The sequence below is a fragment of the Acinetobacter sp. WU_MDCI_Abxc222 genome, from assembly GCF_025514755.1.
GTDB classification, from domain to species: domain Bacteria; phylum Pseudomonadota; class Gammaproteobacteria; order Pseudomonadales; family Moraxellaceae; genus Acinetobacter; species Acinetobacter geminorum.
Window position 1 is genome coordinate 21,846 of the sequence record NZ_JAHPVG010000018.1, and the last position, 16,628, is coordinate 38,473.

Annotated in this window: 19 protein-coding genes and 1 pseudogene; 11 read left to right on the plus strand and 9 right to left on the minus strand. The window is 37.2% G+C overall.

Annotated elements, in window-relative coordinates; genetic code table 11:
* Window positions 1-12: 12 nt before the first annotated feature.
* Window positions 13-378 carry a succinate dehydrogenase, hydrophobic membrane anchor protein gene (gene sdhD, locus KTJ10_RS17015; protein WP_000833672.1) on the minus strand — a complete coding sequence of 122 codons (366 nt, stop codon included), beginning with the start codon at window positions 376-378 and terminating at the stop codon, window positions 13-15.
* Window positions 378-779, minus strand: a complete 402-nt coding sequence (sdhC, locus tag KTJ10_RS17020) for a succinate dehydrogenase, cytochrome b556 subunit (protein WP_075384165.1) — start codon at window positions 777-779, stop codon at window positions 378-380. Before sdhC ends, sdhD begins: the two co-directional genes overlap by 1 nt.
* Before the next feature lie 472 nt (window positions 780-1,251).
* Here sdhC and KTJ10_RS17025 point away from each other — a divergent pair, with 472 nt between their 5' ends.
* Together KTJ10_RS17025 and gltA are read left to right on the plus strand one after the other, a co-directional pair.
* Window positions 1,252-1,377 carry a hypothetical protein gene (locus tag KTJ10_RS17025; RefSeq protein ID WP_081038229.1) on the plus strand — a complete coding sequence of 42 codons (126 nt, stop codon included), beginning with the start codon at window positions 1,252-1,254 and terminating at the stop codon, window positions 1,375-1,377.
* A gap of 343 nt (window positions 1,378-1,720) precedes the next feature.
* Window positions 1,721-2,995 carry a citrate synthase gene (gltA, locus tag KTJ10_RS17030; protein WP_002116327.1) on the plus strand — a complete coding sequence of 425 codons (1,275 nt, stop codon included), beginning with the start codon at window positions 1,721-1,723 and terminating at the stop codon, window positions 2,993-2,995.
* Between the two features lie 74 nt (window positions 2,996-3,069).
* Here the strand turns inward: gltA and KTJ10_RS17035 are convergent, their stop codons facing one another.
* The gene (locus KTJ10_RS17035; protein ID WP_005064555.1) at window positions 3,070-3,555 is read right to left on the minus strand and encodes a DUF1289 domain-containing protein; all 486 of its coding nucleotides are present in this window, start codon (window positions 3,553-3,555) and stop codon (window positions 3,070-3,072) included.
* A gap of 111 nt (window positions 3,556-3,666) precedes the next feature.
* Here KTJ10_RS17035 and KTJ10_RS17040 point away from each other — a divergent pair, with 111 nt between their 5' ends.
* On the plus strand, window positions 3,667-4,599 hold the full coding sequence (locus KTJ10_RS17040) for a rhodanese-related sulfurtransferase (protein ID WP_086265653.1): 933 nt from the start codon (window positions 3,667-3,669) through the stop codon (window positions 4,597-4,599).
* Window positions 4,600-4,721: 122 nt separating this feature from the next.
* On the opposite strand, the gene KTJ10_RS17045 is transcribed toward KTJ10_RS17040, so the two are convergent.
* Together KTJ10_RS17045 and KTJ10_RS17050 are read right to left on the minus strand one after the other, a co-directional pair.
* Entirely contained in the window at window positions 4,722-5,246 is a 525-nt protein-coding gene (locus KTJ10_RS17045) for a YecA family protein (protein ID WP_002116105.1), read from the minus strand.
* 74 nt (window positions 5,247-5,320) lie between these two features.
* On the minus strand, window positions 5,321-5,527 hold the full coding sequence (locus KTJ10_RS17050; RefSeq protein ID WP_002116495.1) for a PA3496 family putative envelope integrity protein: 207 nt from the start codon (window positions 5,525-5,527) through the stop codon (window positions 5,321-5,323).
* A gap of 358 nt (window positions 5,528-5,885) precedes the next feature.
* Between KTJ10_RS17050 and rpoD the strand changes: the two genes are divergently transcribed.
* From rpoD to KTJ10_RS17080, 6 genes are all read left to right on the plus strand, one after another.
* The gene (rpoD, locus tag KTJ10_RS17055; protein ID WP_002116414.1) at window positions 5,886-7,772 is read left to right on the plus strand and encodes an RNA polymerase sigma factor RpoD; all 1,887 of its coding nucleotides are present in this window, start codon (window positions 5,886-5,888) and stop codon (window positions 7,770-7,772) included.
* 97 nt (window positions 7,773-7,869) lie between these two features.
* Window positions 7,870-8,157 (plus strand): YbeD family protein, encoded by a 288-nt coding sequence (locus tag KTJ10_RS17060; RefSeq protein WP_002116017.1) that lies wholly within the window; start codon window positions 7,870-7,872, stop codon window positions 8,155-8,157.
* 202 nt (window positions 8,158-8,359) lie between these two features.
* The gene (gene lipB / locus KTJ10_RS17065) at window positions 8,360-9,013 is read left to right on the plus strand and encodes a lipoyl(octanoyl) transferase LipB (protein ID WP_057077040.1); all 654 of its coding nucleotides are present in this window, start codon (window positions 8,360-8,362) and stop codon (window positions 9,011-9,013) included.
* 81 nt (window positions 9,014-9,094) lie between these two features.
* Entirely contained in the window at window positions 9,095-9,628 is a 534-nt protein-coding gene (locus KTJ10_RS17070) for a hypothetical protein (protein WP_005072911.1), read from the plus strand.
* A 1-nt stretch (window position 9,629) separates the two neighbouring features.
* On the plus strand, window positions 9,630-10,814 hold the full coding sequence (locus KTJ10_RS17075) for an iron-containing alcohol dehydrogenase (protein WP_199992913.1): 1,185 nt from the start codon (window positions 9,630-9,632) through the stop codon (window positions 10,812-10,814).
* Between the two features lie 251 nt (window positions 10,815-11,065).
* The gene (locus KTJ10_RS17080) at window positions 11,066-12,469 is read left to right on the plus strand and encodes an APC family permease (RefSeq protein ID WP_057062688.1); all 1,404 of its coding nucleotides are present in this window, start codon (window positions 11,066-11,068) and stop codon (window positions 12,467-12,469) included.
* Between the two features lie 37 nt (window positions 12,470-12,506).
* Here KTJ10_RS17080 and KTJ10_RS17085 read toward each other — a convergent pair whose 3' ends face one another.
* Window positions 12,507-13,067 carry a flavodoxin family protein gene (locus tag KTJ10_RS17085; protein ID WP_262442492.1) on the minus strand — a complete coding sequence of 187 codons (561 nt, stop codon included), beginning with the start codon at window positions 13,065-13,067 and terminating at the stop codon, window positions 12,507-12,509.
* Between the two features lie 117 nt (window positions 13,068-13,184).
* Between KTJ10_RS17085 and KTJ10_RS17090 the strand changes: the two genes are divergently transcribed.
* On the plus strand, window positions 13,185-13,565 hold the full coding sequence (locus tag KTJ10_RS17090) for a winged helix-turn-helix transcriptional regulator (RefSeq protein ID WP_086265658.1): 381 nt from the start codon (window positions 13,185-13,187) through the stop codon (window positions 13,563-13,565).
* 71 nt (window positions 13,566-13,636) lie between these two features.
* Here KTJ10_RS17090 and KTJ10_RS17095 read toward each other — a convergent pair whose 3' ends face one another.
* The 3 genes from KTJ10_RS17095 to KTJ10_RS17105 all read right to left on the minus strand — a co-directional run bounded on the left by KTJ10_RS17095 (window position 13,637) and on the right by KTJ10_RS17105 (window position 16,371).
* Window positions 13,637-14,269 (minus strand): hypothetical protein, encoded by a 633-nt coding sequence (locus KTJ10_RS17095; RefSeq protein ID WP_262442494.1) that lies wholly within the window; start codon window positions 14,267-14,269, stop codon window positions 13,637-13,639.
* 16 nt (window positions 14,270-14,285) lie between these two features.
* Window positions 14,286-15,095: a DUF6502 family protein gene (locus KTJ10_RS17100; protein WP_016806290.1), complete on the minus strand. Its 810-nt coding sequence runs from the start codon at window positions 15,093-15,095 to the stop codon at window positions 14,286-14,288.
* 85 nt (window positions 15,096-15,180) lie between these two features.
* Complete coding sequence (locus tag KTJ10_RS17105) at window positions 15,181-16,371, minus strand: cupin-like domain-containing protein (RefSeq protein ID WP_262442493.1); 1,191 nt, start codon at window positions 16,369-16,371, stop codon at window positions 15,181-15,183.
* Window positions 16,372-16,472: 101 nt separating this feature from the next.
* On the opposite strand from KTJ10_RS17105, the pseudogene KTJ10_RS17110 reads away from it, so the two are divergent.
* Window positions 16,473-16,628: pseudogene (locus tag KTJ10_RS17110) on the plus strand (endoglucanase); the annotation flags it as partial.

Here is a 16,628-nt window from a genome sequence, read left to right on the forward strand (position 1 = left end):
GATATCTTCCTATCAATTCGCCCAGAAAATCTGGATACCCCAGATTGCGTACACAAACACTGCAATAATGACAGCCGTCGTCAGTACAAGGCGTAAACCTTTCGCTGAAGGACCCATTTGACGAGTAGTGACATAGTCAGTGAAAACTTGCCACATACCAATCCATGCGTGTGCGATAAGCGATAAAATTGCCAATAAAGAAAAAATCTTCATTGGTAATGTCATCATGAAACCAGCCCACTGTTGATAGTCAAATCCACCTTTGCAGAGAATCCAACCAAAAAGAACAACAGTATAAGCTGCTAATACAACCGCACTTACACGCTGGATAAACCAATCACGAGAACCTGAACCAGTTAAACCTGTAGCACTTTTCATTAGAACATAATCCATACAAAGGCTGCGATAATGGCTACCACAGATAAGATCAATGAAATTGTCGCTGCAATACGACCACTTTGCAGTTCTTCAGCAAAACCTAAATCTGCAAGTAAGTGCTTAACTCCAGCAATGAAGTGGAATATTAAGCCGGCTGCAAATACCCAAACAACAAAACGTACAAGGATATTTCCAAAAACGACATTTTTAACGTAGTCAAATCCTTCTGGTGAAGATAATGATTTATCTAGAATCCATAAGAGAACTGGTACTAATAAGAAAACGATGACACCTGATAAACGGTGTAAAATTGATGCAATAGCCACGGGTGAGCGTAAATTTACCGCTAACACCTGACCCATGGACAAATTGACAGGTCTGTTGCTTTTCACAGCGGGCATCCTGTAGGTAGAAACTCCGACCGGAGTTTGTTGAATTAATTCCAAGGAAAGCTGGCATTGTTAGGCAAGCACAGCTCATGCCTAACCTATAAACGACACTGAATTATAAAACGCGAAGTATCAAAATACAAACAATCCACTTTGCCATTTCAGCAAAAAACCATTAAATAAGAATCATTCAAAACAATATTACATTATTAGGTCAATAAAAAAACTATACCTATATACATCATGTCCTTGTTTAAAATAACTTTTTATTTAATTTCATTTTTTCTGAAATTTCTTTTAAATAAGCCGATTTTAGACTAAAGATAAAGTTATAAATTCCTCATATCAATAGAAAAATGATCATAATCCTCTATATTTTCAATGTGAGCCACATTTCAAATAAGTGAACAGACTTATATTTCAGATAGATATTAAGCGATCTACACTAGTTTTTCGAAAGTGAATTTCATTAAAAACAGTTCTTATGATTTTAAACTCATCTGATAAGCTATTTTTTATACAATTAAACTTAAAAAAAGAACAATATTCTTTGTTACAACTAAATAGAAATACAATTTTTTTTGAGTATAAATTTGAAATTACATCATGAGTTTTATGATTTTTTTAAGGGGATTGGCATTTTCTACCGTCTTATTATTTTGAATTGCAATTTATAAATTTGCTTACAATTGTACTCATCCTTCATTTTTTTTCTGCACGTTCTTGTTGAATTGACTTATTATACCATCCCGATGCAGTGATTTTACTGACTTTTTTGCTCGGGTCTTGATGACTAACTCTCTGTGGGAACGTCATTTTTTATCCATAAGTATAATTGACAAAATTTCAGTACTCACTAATCTTATAGCAAATTTTGACACCGTCTGATTCGCACATGAGAACATTAGGATTTCGAGTCAGATCAACATTCACCAGGACAGGAGATCTATTGAATGTCTGAAGCAAATGGCAAAAAAGCCGTATTACATCTTGATGGCAAAGAAATTGGATTACCAATCTACAGTGGCACTTTAGGTCCAGATGTAATTGATGTCAGCAGCATACTGAAAGAAGGTCATTTTACTTTCGATCCTGGTTTTATGGCGACAGCCGCATGCGAATCTAAAATTACTTTCATTGATGGTGACAAAGGTATTTTATTACACCGCGGCTACCCAATTGATCAGTTAGCAACTCAAGCAGACTACCTTGAAACTTGTTATTTATTATTAAATGGCGAGCTCCCAACTGCTGAACAAAAAGTTGAGTTTGATACGAAAGTACGTGCTCACACTATGGTTCACGATCAAGTTAGCCGTTTCTTCAATGGTTTCCGTCGTGATGCTCACCCAATGGCAATCATGGTTGGTGTTGTAGGTGCATTATCTGCGTTCTATCACAACAACCTAGATATTGAAGACATCAACCACCGTGAAATCACTGCAATTCGCTTAATTGCAAAAATTCCAACACTTGCTGCTTGGAGTTACAAATACACAGTAGGTCAACCATTCATCTATCCACGTAACGATTTAAGTTATGCGGAAAACTTCTTACACATGATGTTTGCTACTCCTGCTGACCGAGATTACAAAGTTAATCCTGTTCTTGCTCGCGCAATGGATCGTATCTTCACGCTTCATGCTGACCATGAACAAAATGCTTCTACATCTACAGTACGTCTTGCTGGTTCTACTGGTGCAAACCCGTATGCATGTATCTCTGCTGGTATCTCTGCACTTTGGGGCCCTGCTCACGGTGGTGCAAACGAAGCAGTTCTTAAGATGCTTGATGAAATCGGTAGCGTTGAAAACGTTGCAGAATTCATGGAAAAAGTTAAACGCAAAGAAGTTAAGCTTATGGGCTTCGGTCACCGCGTTTACAAAAACTTCGACCCACGCGCTAAAGTAATGAAGCAAACTTGTGACGAAGTTCTTGAAGCTTTAGGTATCAACGATCCTCAATTAGCACTTGCTATGGAACTTGAGCGTATCGCATTGAACGACCCGTACTTCGTTGAGCGTAAACTTTACCCTAACGTAGACTTCTACTCAGGTATCATCCTTAAAGCGATTGGTATCCCAACAGAAATGTTTACTGTAATCTTCGCTCTTGCTCGTACAGTTGGTTGGATCAGCCACTGGTTAGAAATGCACAGCGGCCCTTACAAAATCGGTCGTCCTCGTCAGCTTTATACTGGTGAAACTCAACGCGACATCAAACGTTAATATTCGAAAGAAAATTAATGAAAAAAAGCTGCCTTCTGGCAGCTTTTTTATTTATGTCTCTTTCTACTCTAGACTTATTCTTCTTCATACATAGTTAACAAGTGATGGCTAATTCCATCTGCTCTTAACCAAGCCAACTCATAGCTCGCTTTAGCCAAAGCTAAAACACGTCGTTCAAACTCAACCCATATGGTTTTGACTTGAGACTCCGAAATACCCAAACCACTCTCGTGTGCTAGATGTTTATTCTTTTCACATATTTTTAAGGCATGGTAAAGCTTACGCCCCTGGCTCGCCCCTTCCATCAAACGAACACGCTTACTTAAAATAAAGCCCTCAACATGCTGTAAGTCTGCATGAGGCAACATCGGTACTAAGATTTGATTCAATTGATCATCTAAACGCTTCCATACAGCCAAACGCTGCTCTGCCGTATAAGTGTTCCATTGAATCACCTCGTGGTTAAAACGGCGACAACCACGACAAACCTGATCACCAAAAACTGTTGAACAACGCCCTGCACATGGGGTGAGAGAGAGCGTTCGATGATCATTACTCAAAACAAACTCCTTAAATAAACCATATACTTTTTATGGTTTTCTCGCTTATTACTAATTTTCGCGCTAAAATATGCGCCTTAAATTTCTATCTTAATACATTTGGAGTTTTCCATGAACGCTACTGTAGAACAGCTTGCACCTGTAGAACAGCAAGCGACCGCAGGTTGGGTTGTTGCAGCACTATATCAATTTAAAGAAGTTCAAGATCCTGCCGATCTTCAACAACGTTTATTAGACTTAGTGAAAACAATTAACCTTTGTGGAACTCTGATTGTAGCAGGTGAAGGAATTAATGGTACTGTTGCTGGTGATCGCTTAGCAATTGATACACTACATCATTTTTTGCTCAATGAAGGCTTTGGTGCTATGGAATACAAAGAATCCCATAGTTCTGACAAACCTTTCCGCAAAATGAAAATTAAACTTAAAGAAGAAATTGTGACTTTAGGTGTTGAGGTTAAACCTCGTGACTTAGTCGGTCACTATCTTGACCCTAAAGAATGGAATGATTTAATCGCACGTGATGATGTAATTTTAATCGACACACGTAATGATTACGAATATAAAGCGGGTACATTTAAGGGTGCAATTGACCCTAAAACAGAAACATTCCGTGAGTTTCCAGAATACGTTAAGAAAGAGTTAGAGCAACATAAAGACAAAAAAATTGCGATGTTCTGTACTGGTGGTATTCGCTGTGAAAAATCAACTTCTTTACTTCTTCAAGAAGGATTTAAAGAGGTTTATCATCTTAAAGGCGGTATTCTTAAGTACTTAGAAGAAACCCCTGCTGATGAAAGCTTATGGGAAGGCGAATGTTTCGTATTTGACGGACGCACTGCTGTAACTCATGGTGTAGAGGAAGGCGTGAATATTAAATGTCATGCTTGCGGTTGGCCTTTAACACCTGAAGAGTCTGCTCTACCAAGTTACGAACATGGTGTTTCTTGCGTTTATTGCATCGACAAGACCACCGAAAAGCAAAAAGCTGGTTTCCGTATGCGCCAATCACAAATTGCTGCTGCAAAACGTAAACGCCTATAAAACCATACTATAGTTTTTAAAGGGCATTTAGATTTCTAACTGCCCTTTTTATTTGTACAAATTAATTTTTTACAATAAAAAACGCCCTAGAAAGGACGTTATTTATTATTTCTTCTAATAAATTAATTTGGCGTATGATACATCAAGTATAATTCATTCAAATTATCTGGGATTTCTTCTGCCAGTTCATCCATTAACTGTCCATTACGACGGAAAGATTCCATCTGTGGATCTTCTTCATCAATTCCACTAAATACCATCATTGGTAAAGTTAAATCAATTAATTGTTCTTCATATTCAGGTGCAAACCATGCATCTTCATTTAAGAACATTGCATCAACAAATCCAACACTCCAATCGCCTAAGCTAGACTCAACATCGGCTTCTTCAATTTCAAACGGAAATTCAATTCCATTTTCATTTGCTAAGTCTTGTCGAATTGACTCTAACCACGCTTTGATCTGCTGAATAATTTCGGCAGGAACTTTTTTATGATTATTATCAAATAATTCATCTAACCAACGATCAAACTGAGGGCCTACTGCAATTGCACACAGAAAACCATGAGTTGCAGCGAAATCCAGACCATACTCATTGTGGTCTCCATCTAGATATTCACTTAATTGGTCTAAATCTAACGCACTCATTGTGTTACCTGACTATAAAAAAGAAATCTACGATAGCATAGCATCTAAGCTGACGATGCCCTATTCAGATTTGATTAGTCTTCATCATCAAGATCATCATCGTCTAAATCATAATCAAAATCTTTTAACTCACGCTCTAAACGGCGTTGGGCTAATAGATCATCAATTAATCTACGTTTTTCTAATGATTCTTTCGCAGTGATTTTGCCTGATGACTCATCAAAACCGACATCATCATCATCACCGTAGTTATCATCTAGTTCAAAATCTGTAGAAGACACTAAAACTACCTCTAATGAAAAAATGTGAATGGGTCTAGCCGCTATTTATCTTTCTTATTTAACTGTGTCAAGTTTTATTTATTTTTTTTTCATTAAACTGCATATTTGTGCTTTTTTTCACCCAAAAAATTGTGTATTTATAAAGCTGAACTATTTTTTTGATCAAAAAAAAATTCTATGATCTTTTCGATGATTTAAGCTTGAAAAAAATGATTTTAGCCCAATATTCAAAAAACAGACGTGAATTCAAAGATATTTTTTATTTAACGGTTACTGATCAAAGCCAAAACATTTCAAGCAAATTGTGCTATCATGCACGGTTTTTCACTGCCACAGATTCAACAAAGAGTAAGCAAAGATGAGCGATATGCATTCCCCTACTTCTCAAGTAGCGGCTCTGATTAGCCGAGGCAAAGAACAAGGTTACTTAACTTACGCTGAGGTTAACGATCATCTGCCGGACTCGATTACTGAAAGCGAACAGATTGAAGACATCATCCAAATGCTTCAAGACGTTGGTATTCCTGTACACGAGCGTGCACCTGAATCTGACGATACCATGTTCGGTGAGTCGGCTGACGCAACTGATGAGGTTGCTGAAGAAGAAGCTGCTGCCGTACTTGCATCGGTTGAAAATGAGCCTGGACGTACGACAGACCCTGTACGTATGTACATGCGTGAAATGGGTACAGTTGAGCTGTTAACCCGTGAAGGTGAAATCAGCATTGCCAAACGTATTGAAGAAGGTATCCGTGATGTCCTTAATTCAATCGCTTACTGGCCAAATGCTGTTGAAGTTGTATTAAAAGAATATAATGATTTTTTAACTGGCGAACGCCGTCTTGCAGATATTTTATCTGGCTACCTCGATCCTGAAACCGATGAAGATATCCCTGAAGTTTTAGAAGAAGTTGAAGAGCTTGAGGAAGAGGACGAATCATCTTCAAAATCAACCAAAGAAGTTAAGCTTGATGATGACGATGAAGAAGAAGAGTCTGAAGGTGATGATGACTCTGAAGGCGATTCAGGACCAGACCCAGAAGTTGCAAAAGTTCGTTTTACTGAACTTGAAGCTGCTTGGGCTAAAACAAAAGCTGTTGTTGAAAAGCATGGTCGTAACAGTCCAGAGGCTGAAGAAGCTTTAGAAGCTTTAGCTACTGTGTTCATGATGTTTAAATTTACACCACGTTTATTTGACATCATCTCTGAAATGATTCGCGGTACACATGAGCAAATTCGTGCCAATGAACGTGAAATCATGCGTTATGCAGTACGTCGTGGCCGTATGGACCGTACTCAATTCCGTACATCTTTCCCTAAACAAGAATCTAATCCAGCTTGGTTAGATGAACAAATTGCTAAAGCACCTGCTGAAATTAAGGCGCATTTAGAAAAAGTTCGTCCAGATGTTTTAGCATTCCAGCAAAAGATTGCAGATATTGAGAAAGAGCTTAGTTTAAGCGTTGCTGAGATTAAAGATATCTCTAAACGTATGGCAATTGGCGAAGCGAAAGCACGTCGTGCTAAGAAAGAAATGGTAGAAGCCAACCTCCGTTTGGTAATTTCGATTGCGAAGAAATATACTAACCGTGGTTTACAGTTCCTTGACTTGATTCAAGAAGGGAACATTGGTTTGATGAAAGCTGTAGACAAGTTTGAATACCGTCGTGGTTATAAATTCTCGACTTATGCAACTTGGTGGATTCGTCAGGCGATTACCCGTTCGATTGCCGATCAGGCTCGTACGATTCGTATTCCAGTACACATGATTGAAACGATTAACAAGATCAACCGTGTATCTCGTCAATTGTTACAAGAAATGGGGCGTGAACCAACACCTGAAGAATTAGGTGAACGTTTAGAAATGGACGAAGTTAAGGTTCGTAAAGTACTTAAAATTGCTAAAGAGCCTATCTCAATGGAAACACCTATTGGTGATGATGAAGATTCACATCTTGGGGATTTCATTGAAGATCAAAACATCACTTCTCCAATTGATGCTGCGACTTCAGAAGGCTTAAAAGAAGCAACTCGTGAAGTATTGGAAAACTTAACTGAACGTGAAGCAAAAGTATTGAAGATGCGTTTTGGTATTGATATGCCAACCGATCACACACTTGAAGAAGTAGGTAAACAATTTGATGTAACACGTGAACGTATCCGTCAGATTGAAGCGAAAGCATTGCGTAAATTACGTCACCCTTCTCGTTCTGAACACTTACGTTCTTTCTTGGAAAATGACTAAGTTTTGAAAGCTTGAAATTTCAAAACCAAGCCCCATTTAATAGAAAGAGCTATAAACGCCTGCGATAATGCAGGCGTTTCAAATCATGAGGTAACTTATGTTAGACCGCACTCCATCTCGCGAACTACAAGAACATCTTTGGGTATTTCCGATGGATTATCCAATTAAACTTATTGGCGATGCGGGTGAAGAATTACGTGTTGCTGTAGTCGATATTTTGGTAAAGCATTTTCCAGACTTCGACCACTCAACATTAAAAGTTCAAGAATCTCGCACCGGCAAGTATCATTCTTTAACAGCACAATTGCGCTTTGAAGAATTGGAACAAGTTCATGCACTTTATGCTGACTTGGCTGCTTGTCCGCAGATTAGAACTGCGCTTTAATTTTAAGTTCTTCAATAAATACCACAGTCAGGCATTCTTACTGTGGTATTTTTTTGGAAATTTTACAACCTAACGACCACGAAAAACCTTACAAATATTTAGAATTCCTTTTATAAAATCCTTTAAAATTACAGGGTTTTCGGCTTTTATCTAGTAGATATGATCTGGGTGCCGCATAAACTAATTATAGGAAGATATTGTGATGAGCCTTGATAAACCTAACTTAATCATTCGGCAATGGAACGATTTACAAGATTATCAAAGCAAATTTGAAACCATGAAACTCTTAACAAATGAGCGAGATCAAGATACGCCCGATGAGTTATGGTTACTTCAACATCATAATGTTTTAACTCAAGGTCAAGCTGGTAAACCTGAACACATCCTAATTTCATCAGATATTCCAGTAGTACAAACTGACCGTGGTGGACAAGTGACTTGGCATGGACCCGGTCAACTTGTGGCTTACTTCATGTTTGATCTTAATCGTCTAAAGTGGAACGTACGCACATTGGTCAGTTTTGCTGAACAATTCATGATAGATGTTTTAAAAAAATACGGAATTGAAGCGTATGCAAAGCCAGATGCACCAGGAGTTTATGTGGATGGTCGTAAGATTGGTTCCCTAGGCTTTAAAATTCGTCGTGGCCGTAGTTATCATGGATTAGCATTAAACTTGGACTGTGCCTTAGAAGGGTTCCAGACGATCAATCCTTGTGGCTACGCAGGTTTAGAAATGGTGCGTATACAAGATTTGGTGACTCCTTATCCATCATTCACTCAACTTTGCCAAGACTTTATTGAGTATATTAAGAACACTGGGTACTTTAATGACCCAGAAGTCAAAACTGAATAAATCGCTTTGCGATGAAATAAAAATAGATTAGAGTAATTACTCTAAATTTGCTTTTGCATAATTTTAACAAGGGATACGCGAGTGATTTCGACAAAAGCTGTAAAGCCTACTCTGCAACTTGCCTACGTTAAGCTCATGATGGATGTTGTTGGTCGTGGCTTAGTCATGGCAAGTCAAGTGGACACTGAAATACAAGAGGAAGTATCTAAATTTCCTGTTCACTTTGTACTTTCAATGAATGTTTTCCCAAATGGACCAGCATTTTTTGCTCGAGTCACAGAAGACAAACAGTTAGAGCTACTCAAAAGAGCTGAAAGAAAGCCAGACTTAACTATTACATTCAAACATGTAACTCATGCATTTTTAGTATTTTCTTTTCAAGAAAGTACTGCTCAAGCATTTGCGAATGACCGAATGATTGCTGATGGTGATGTATCTGCTGCCATTCGCCTAGTACGCTGTCTAAATAAAATGGAATCTCTTATTTTACCTAAATTGGTTGCGTCTCTTGCAGTCAAAGAATACCCAACCGAACTCACCCTAAAAGAAAAATTCAACGAAGCTGCAAATATTTACTTAAAAGTAGCTAAGTCCTATTTCAAGCGGAGCGCATAACATGGCTAAACCATATTACGAATTCTTTTGTCCTGTAAAAGTCATTGCTGGTAATGCTGCGTTAGAACATATTCCGTTTGAACTTGCGACTTTAGGCGCAAAACGCCCTCTTATCATTACAGATAAAGGTGTGCGCGCAAATGGCTTACTCAACCCGATTGAAGCTGCATTCAGTACGACCGATGCTGTCATTGGTCATGTGTTTGATGATGTTCCACCAGACTCAAGTTTAGAAGTCGTTCGTCTTGCCGCAGAAGCTTATCGCACGAATAAATGTGACGCGATTATTGCGGTAGGTGGTGGTTCAGTTATTGATACCTCAAAAGCAACTAACATTTTAGTGTCTGAAGGCGGAGATGACTTACTTCAGTATTCTGGTGCACACAACTTACCAAAACCATTAAAACCATTTTTCGTAATCCCAACTACATCAGGTACGGGATCTGAAGTGACGATGGTTGCCGTGGTTTCAGATACGCAAAAGAATGTTAAATTGGCATTTGCCTCTTATTACTTAATGCCACATGCAGCGATTTTAGATCCACGCATGACACTTACACTGCCACCTCATTTAACTGCAATGACAGGTATGGATGCCTTAACACATTGTGTTGAAGCATATACATGTATGGCTGCTAACCCACTTAGCGATGCTTATGCAAGTGCTGGAATTAAAAAGATTAGTGAAAATCTATTTAATGTTTTAGAAAATCCAAACGACTCCCAAGGTCGATTAGAACTAGCACAAGCCTCTACAATGGCAGGTATTGCGTTCTCTAACTCAATGGTAGGCCTTGTACATTCTTTAGGTCATGCTTTAGGTGCTGTTGCTCACCTGCCTCATGGTTTATGTATGAATTTATTCTTACCGTATGTACTTGAATATAATAAGCAGGTAAATGGCCAAAAAATTGGTGAATTACTATTGCCATTAGCTGGTGCTGATATCTATGCACAAACTCCAGCAACTCAACGTGCAGACCGAGCAATTGCAACAATTTTGGCAATGCGTGATCGTTTATTTACTTTAACCAAGTTACCACGTACTTTACGTGAAACTGGTAAAGTAACTGAAGCACAGCTCGATGAAGTTGCAGAAAAAGCACTAAATGATGGCTCAATTATTTACAACCCTAAAGAAGCAAGCCTAAAAGATATTCGAGAGATCTTACAAAAGGCATGGTAATACAATAAGTTAAATTACAAATATCTATGTAAGATCCTGATTTATATAAAAAATCAGGATCTTTTTTACAGCTATAAATTTTTACTCATTATTTTATTTGTAAATATGGCAAAAAATTTGCTAAAAAATCGATGAAAGTACTGACAATTTGCATCAATTTAGGATAGATTGGCGCACTTTATCTTTTTCTGTAGGGGGGATCGTTCGTCTCAAACGATCCTTAACACCAAGCTGATCCTTGATCAACGATTATGAGGATAACGCCGTTGACAACTATCTCTGGGACTCCGTCTGTAGTTAAGCTACAAAAAACGCTAGGTCTTTGGCATATTATTATTATTGGTTTAGCCTATATTCAGCCAATGACATTATTTGACACATTCGGTTTAGTTTCCGAAGAAAGTCATTACCATGTTCCGACTTCGTATATTTTTGCATTAATTGCCATTTTGCTAACATCGATTAGTTATGGACATATGATTAAGCGCTATCCATCTTCAGGTTCAGCTTATACCTATGCACAAAAATCAATTCACCCTAATGTTGGTTTTATGGTGGGTTGGTCATCTTGGTTAGATTATTTGCTTTCACCAATGGTCAATATTATTTTGGCTGGCATTTATCTTGATGCATTATTCCCTACAGTCAATCATTGGGTATGGGTAATTGTATTAACCGCTTTCATGACTGGTATCAACTTACGCGGTGCACGTTTTGTTGCCAATTTTAATAGCCTCATTGTATTTGTACAGTTACTCGTGATCGGTATATTTACTTATCTGGTCTATAGCAAATTACAAATGGGCTATAATGCAGAAGGCCCTATTACAGCAGCAACCCGTTATCAGTTATGGAGTTTAGAGCCTTTTTGGAATGAGTTGACCTCAGTAGGGGCATTGGTCACTGGTGCAACATTACTTTGCTTCTCGTTTACCGGATTTGATTCTTTAAGTTCTTTAGCAGAAGAAACTAAAGATACTGAAAAAACATTACCTAAGGCGATTTTTTTAACAGCACTTATCGCTGGAGTAATTTTTGTCATCAGTACTTACTTCATGCAAATTTACTTCCCTAATGATCCTAAAAACTACTTTGAAGATGTTGCAGCAACACAGCCAGACATTTTATTACTTGTAGGCGGATCATTATTTCAGTCCTACGTTCTTGCTTTTGCAATTATTACTGTCATGGCATCTGGTATTTCAGCTCATGCAGGTGTATCGCGCTTGATGTATGCAATGGGACGTGATGGTGTCATCAATAAAAAAATCTTTGGTCATGTTAGTCCAAAGAACTATACACCTTCATATAATATTATTATTGTAGGTATCGTAGCATTATCAGCAGGCTTCATGAGCTTAGATATTGTTATTTCAATGATTAGTTTTGGTGCGTTAACAGCATTCACATTTGTTAATTTATCAGTGATTTCACGCTATGCTTTACGTGATGGCCGCACAAAGAATTTCAAAGATATTTTTAACTTTGTGATTATTCCACTCCTTGGTTTCTTCAGTATCTTCGCCCTATGGCTTGAGATTGAAGAGACAGCCTTAAAATATGGCTTATGGTGGGCAATGTTCGGTATTTTATACCTAGGTTATAAAACTAAAGGGTTTAAATATCAGGCACCTCAACATAATGAACATGAATAATAAAAAAGGCGCTTAAAGCGCCTTTTTTATGGTCAAATTAGCCAAAAATTTTGTTCACAATATCTTGTACGCGTTTAGCGTAGAGTTTCGCTGTTTCAAGGTCTCCAGTAGGAACTTCCTCTACACTTGCATCAGAAGGCGATTGAACTAAAAGTCCAACTGAACCACCTAAGTTATTTACATCTTCACGTGTTGCATCTTTTGTATTCGCTGGTAATAAACCAAGGCTCACCCAAATTCCGCCATGTTGCGATGCTAAAGTCTGTAATTGAATAAGAGTAACCTGCTTATCCCCATTTAAGCTCGCGCTGTTTGTGAAGCCTGCAAATACTTTATCTTGCCAACCACGTGTAAACCAAACTTTTGAAGTTGCATCAGCAAACTTTTTAAACTGCCATGGTGCTGTACCCATATAAGTCGGAGCACCAAAAACAATCCCCTTCGCATCATTTAATGTCTGCCAATCTTGATCAGTAATATTACCTTCCTGATCAATCTGGATGAGCTGAGCATTAATTTCGTTTGCAAACGTTTCAGCCACGACTTTAGTGTGGCCATAACCAGAGAAATATACAACTGCGATATTAGATTTAGACATGGGAGCAAACCTTTGTTTTATTAAATTCCACTTTATGATATATTTTAGAAACTAGGTGTCAATTAGTTACTAATCGGTAACTAGTATAATTTTTTTAGAAATTAGCAGGTAAATAGTATGAATGAGTGTTTAAAATATAATGTTTTTCAACAACATTGCCCTGCTCGTTTATTTTTTGAAAAAATTGCAGATAAGTGGGTTTTATTAATTTTAAATGTTCTTGAAGAAGAAACTCAGCACTTCAATTTACTTAAAAAAAATATACAAGGAATCTCACCTAAAGTCTTATCACAAAAGTTGAAAATGTTAGAAAGAGATGGATTTATCGAACGTAAAATCCAGAATACTTCTCCTATTCGTGTAGATTACTCACTTACCCCTTTAGGACAAAATGTGGCTTCAATGGCATTCCAATTAAAGGAATGGGCCGAAACCAATATTGAGCAAGTTTTAGCAGCTCAAATGACTTATGATGAAAAAGTACTAGAACAGGCTTAACTCGTAATTCCTTTAAAATTTTATTGAACCTTATCGATTAGACTTTGTTCTTAGCTTAGGAGTGATTCAACTTAATTAATTTTAATCGGTTCAGGTGGCGCATTTATTTTGAATTGAATAGTTAAAGGCTCACAGTGCTTTAACTCTTGATCATTCTTCAAATAAGTGCTTTCTACGCCATATTTCCAAGTACCATTCATGATTTCAAATGCTGGATAATTGACAATAAAAGTTTTAGTTTCAGATGGCTGATAGTCGTAAGTTTGACTCTCTTTACACTCATTTTCTGGATAAGAGCGCTTCATGTTTCCAAGTAAATAGAGTTCTAAAGGTACATAACATGCAGGTTGTTTTTCTTGTATTTTCTCTAATCCCTTATTAGTTTGAGTAATTTGCAAAGCCAGAGTACCGTTTAGAGTTAACTGCTGTGCATATTTAAAAACAGTTTCTTTTTCTATGGGTTCACGCGTTAGATTATTGAGAAACTGTAGTTTGCGATGTAAGCCATTACAGTTATCTTCAACGGGTGCAGGCAACCAAATTTCATTATCTTTTGAGTCGCCTTTCTCTCCATCGGCCGGTGTTTCAAAATCACCCGGTTTACCAGGTTTAGTCGGATATCCTGATCCACCTAAACTTGCACCACCTGCGAATAAATCCTCTCCACAAGCGGTTAAAAGACCACTTGTCAAAATGAAGCTCATGGATATTATTAATTTTTTATAGGTTGTTTTCGTCATATTGATAAGCTCCGAAACGGAAAGTTTTAGTTGCACCCTCTTTTCCTTCATCTAGTGCACAACGTTCAATAGCTAATTTAAGTACTTGTAGTGATAAATCTTCCCATAAGCGCAAACTTGCTTCTTTGAGTAAAGTAATCGATTCATCTGTTAGTTCATCAGCAAAAATTGCTTGTTCTAAATAGGGTTCTTTTTCTGGCTGAAATAAATTATGAACTCCAGCAGCTAAATGTGCTTCTAAATTACTCGTTAATAATTTTCGAACCTCGAATTGCTCAACATCAGGCATAAAACTACGCTGCTGTAACACCACAAGGCCATCTTCTTCTTTCACAATATTTAGGCGTTCGAGTTCATTCAAAATAGATCTTGGATGCTTTTCAGTTGAAACTTTCTTTACTAAATTTTCAAAACTAATCTGATCATTACTCACAAATGGAATTTTTTCTGCCAATCCCTCTGCAAGCCACAAACCAATCACCCGAGCAGGAACACTTACTGGCTCTGCTACTTTTGCCTCTGTTAAAGGCTGACCAGCCTGCATTGCCTTTTTAAATGCATTCACATCTTTGCGATGTAACCCTGAAAGTAAACTGACCGCTGAATCAGTTGGCTTTTGCTCTATACGCTCTAGCTCACTTAAAGCCTGTTGATAAAAAACAGGTTTTAAAGCAGTTACAAAGTCGTTATATCCAACTCCCGAACGAATTAACCATTGAGTCAGGTATTCCATTAACATTAATACCTGCTTCTGATTAAGTTCTGCATTGTTCGTTTGGAGTGTGGTCATAGAGTAACAATTTTCCTTCATATTTGAAAAACAGTATGGGCCGAGCAATTGTCACACTGAACGGTTTAAGATGCAATTTTCATTCTTAGAACTCTTTGGGAAACCGATCAATATAATGATTTGGTGCATTAAAATGGGTAAAAGAAATACTAATTGAGACATCCAAACTTTCTACGCTATGCCACCAACCAATCGGGATGAATAGAGCGTCCCCAGCATTCAAAATACATTCAACAGGAGTAATTGATTTTGCTAAAGGATATTTTTTTAAATCAATTTTATTTGTATTACTCAATTCACTAAATACCCAATGATCGTTATATAGATGAGGAACTTGCAATGCAGGAATTAAAGTTACTTTTTTGCTTCCATAAATTTGAACTAACATATTATTCGTTAAATCATGATGTAAGGGCGTAAATGTTCCTTTAGGTCCAAACCATAAAAAACTACGGTCATCCTTTAAAGCCAAATCACAGTAACCATCTGCAAAATCATCTATATCTGAAAATAATTCTTGAAGCATGTGATGACTATTTGATGCATTATTTGCAGTCATATAAAAATCGTTACTAGCATCAACTGACATAACTTTTGATACAAACTCTGACATCTTCATTTTCTGCTTTAATGATGGAGAATGTCTTTCAAACTGTTCATCTAAATTTCTATTCATCTGAACTTCAACTAAATGATGACCAAATTTAGAAGCAAAATATTGCGGAGACCATTTGTGCAAAGCTGGCCAATGTTCTATTCCTTTTTTTAAAATCACAGGGCGATGTTGACTATAGTAACCCTTCACAAAATCAGAAAAATTTGGAGCAGTAATAGAAGGAATTTTTTTACTATAGTCAGAGTTTAGCTGTGCCAATAGATCTACAGTTTCTATTAACCATTCACGTTTTTTAAGCTGATGATGCTTTTTCTTCAAAATTTTATATAACTTATTATTTTCTAAATTATTTAAATATTCTTTTACTTTTAAACCATCATGCCCCTGCTCTATTAATATTTTTATAATTTCCGAAGACGTTACGTCATTTAAAACTTGTTCAATTATCCACTCTTGATCATGATCCAATAAAGTCTGAAATTTCAAATCATTCATTTCAAACTTTGGTTCAAATCCATTTGCTTTTAATACATCGACTAATTGTTCAACTCCACACCCTTTTTCTAAGTTTTCTTCAAGCCAGTTTTTCCACTCTAATGGCAACTGGTCAAACCATTTTTGGCTTTGTTCGAATATTTCAATTTGATTATAAGCTGCCATGTTGAACCTTTTTTCAAATTTGATCTTTACAACTGCATTATAATTGATCTATTTTAAAAATGTTAAATTTTCACATTTTTAATAAAAAAAGGGTTCATGTGATGAATAACATACTAAAAGGAAGCAGCATTGCTTTGATTTTTATAGCTCTAAGTGGTTGCGGATCTGATGATAATGATTCGACACCGACACCGACACCGACACCGACACCGACACCGACACCGACACCGACACCGACACCTACACCAACACCGACA

Bases quoted from the DNA above. Each gene is read 5' to 3' on its own strand.
- KTJ10_RS17040 (WP_086265653.1), top strand. From the start codon at position 3,667: ATGAACGCTACTGTAGAACAGCTTGCACCTGTAGAACAGCAAGCGACC.
- KTJ10_RS17075 (WP_199992913.1), top strand. From the start codon at position 9,630: ATGGCTAAACCATATTACGAATTCTTTTGTCCTGTAAAAGTCATTGCT.
- KTJ10_RS17060 (WP_002116017.1), top strand. From the start codon at position 7,870: ATGTTAGACCGCACTCCATCTCGCGAACTACAAGAACATCTTTGGGTA.
- gltA (WP_002116327.1), top strand. From the start codon at position 1,721: ATGTCTGAAGCAAATGGCAAAAAAGCCGTATTACATCTTGATGGCAAA.
- KTJ10_RS17045 (WP_002116105.1), bottom strand. From the start codon at position 5,246: ATGAGTGCGTTAGATTTAGACCAATTAAGTGAATATCTAGATGGAGAC.
- sdhD (WP_000833672.1), bottom strand. From the start codon at position 378: ATGAAAAGTGCTACAGGTTTAACTGGTTCAGGTTCTCGTGATTGGTTT.
- KTJ10_RS17025 (WP_081038229.1), top strand. From the start codon at position 1,252: ATGATTTTAAACTCATCTGATAAGCTATTTTTTATACAATTAAACTTA.
- KTJ10_RS17105 (WP_262442493.1), bottom strand. From the start codon at position 16,371: ATGGCAGCTTATAATCAAATTGAAATATTCGAACAAAGCCAAAAATGG.
- KTJ10_RS17080 (WP_057062688.1), top strand. From the start codon at position 11,066: ATGAGGATAACGCCGTTGACAACTATCTCTGGGACTCCGTCTGTAGTT.
- KTJ10_RS17085 (WP_262442492.1), bottom strand. From the start codon at position 13,067: ATGTCTAAATCTAATATCGCAGTTGTATATTTCTCTGGTTATGGCCAC.
- sdhC (WP_075384165.1), bottom strand. From the start codon at position 779: ATGCCCGCTGTGAAAAGCAACAGACCTGTCAATTTGTCCATGGGTCAG.
- rpoD (WP_002116414.1), top strand. From the start codon at position 5,886: ATGAGCGATATGCATTCCCCTACTTCTCAAGTAGCGGCTCTGATTAGC.
- KTJ10_RS17100 (WP_016806290.1), bottom strand. From the start codon at position 15,095: ATGACCACACTCCAAACGAACAATGCAGAACTTAATCAGAAGCAGGTA.
- KTJ10_RS17095 (WP_262442494.1), bottom strand. From the start codon at position 14,269: ATGAGCTTCATTTTGACAAGTGGTCTTTTAACCGCTTGTGGAGAGGAT.
- lipB (WP_057077040.1), top strand. From the start codon at position 8,360: ATGAGCCTTGATAAACCTAACTTAATCATTCGGCAATGGAACGATTTA.
- KTJ10_RS17090 (WP_086265658.1), top strand. From the start codon at position 13,185: ATGAATGAGTGTTTAAAATATAATGTTTTTCAACAACATTGCCCTGCT.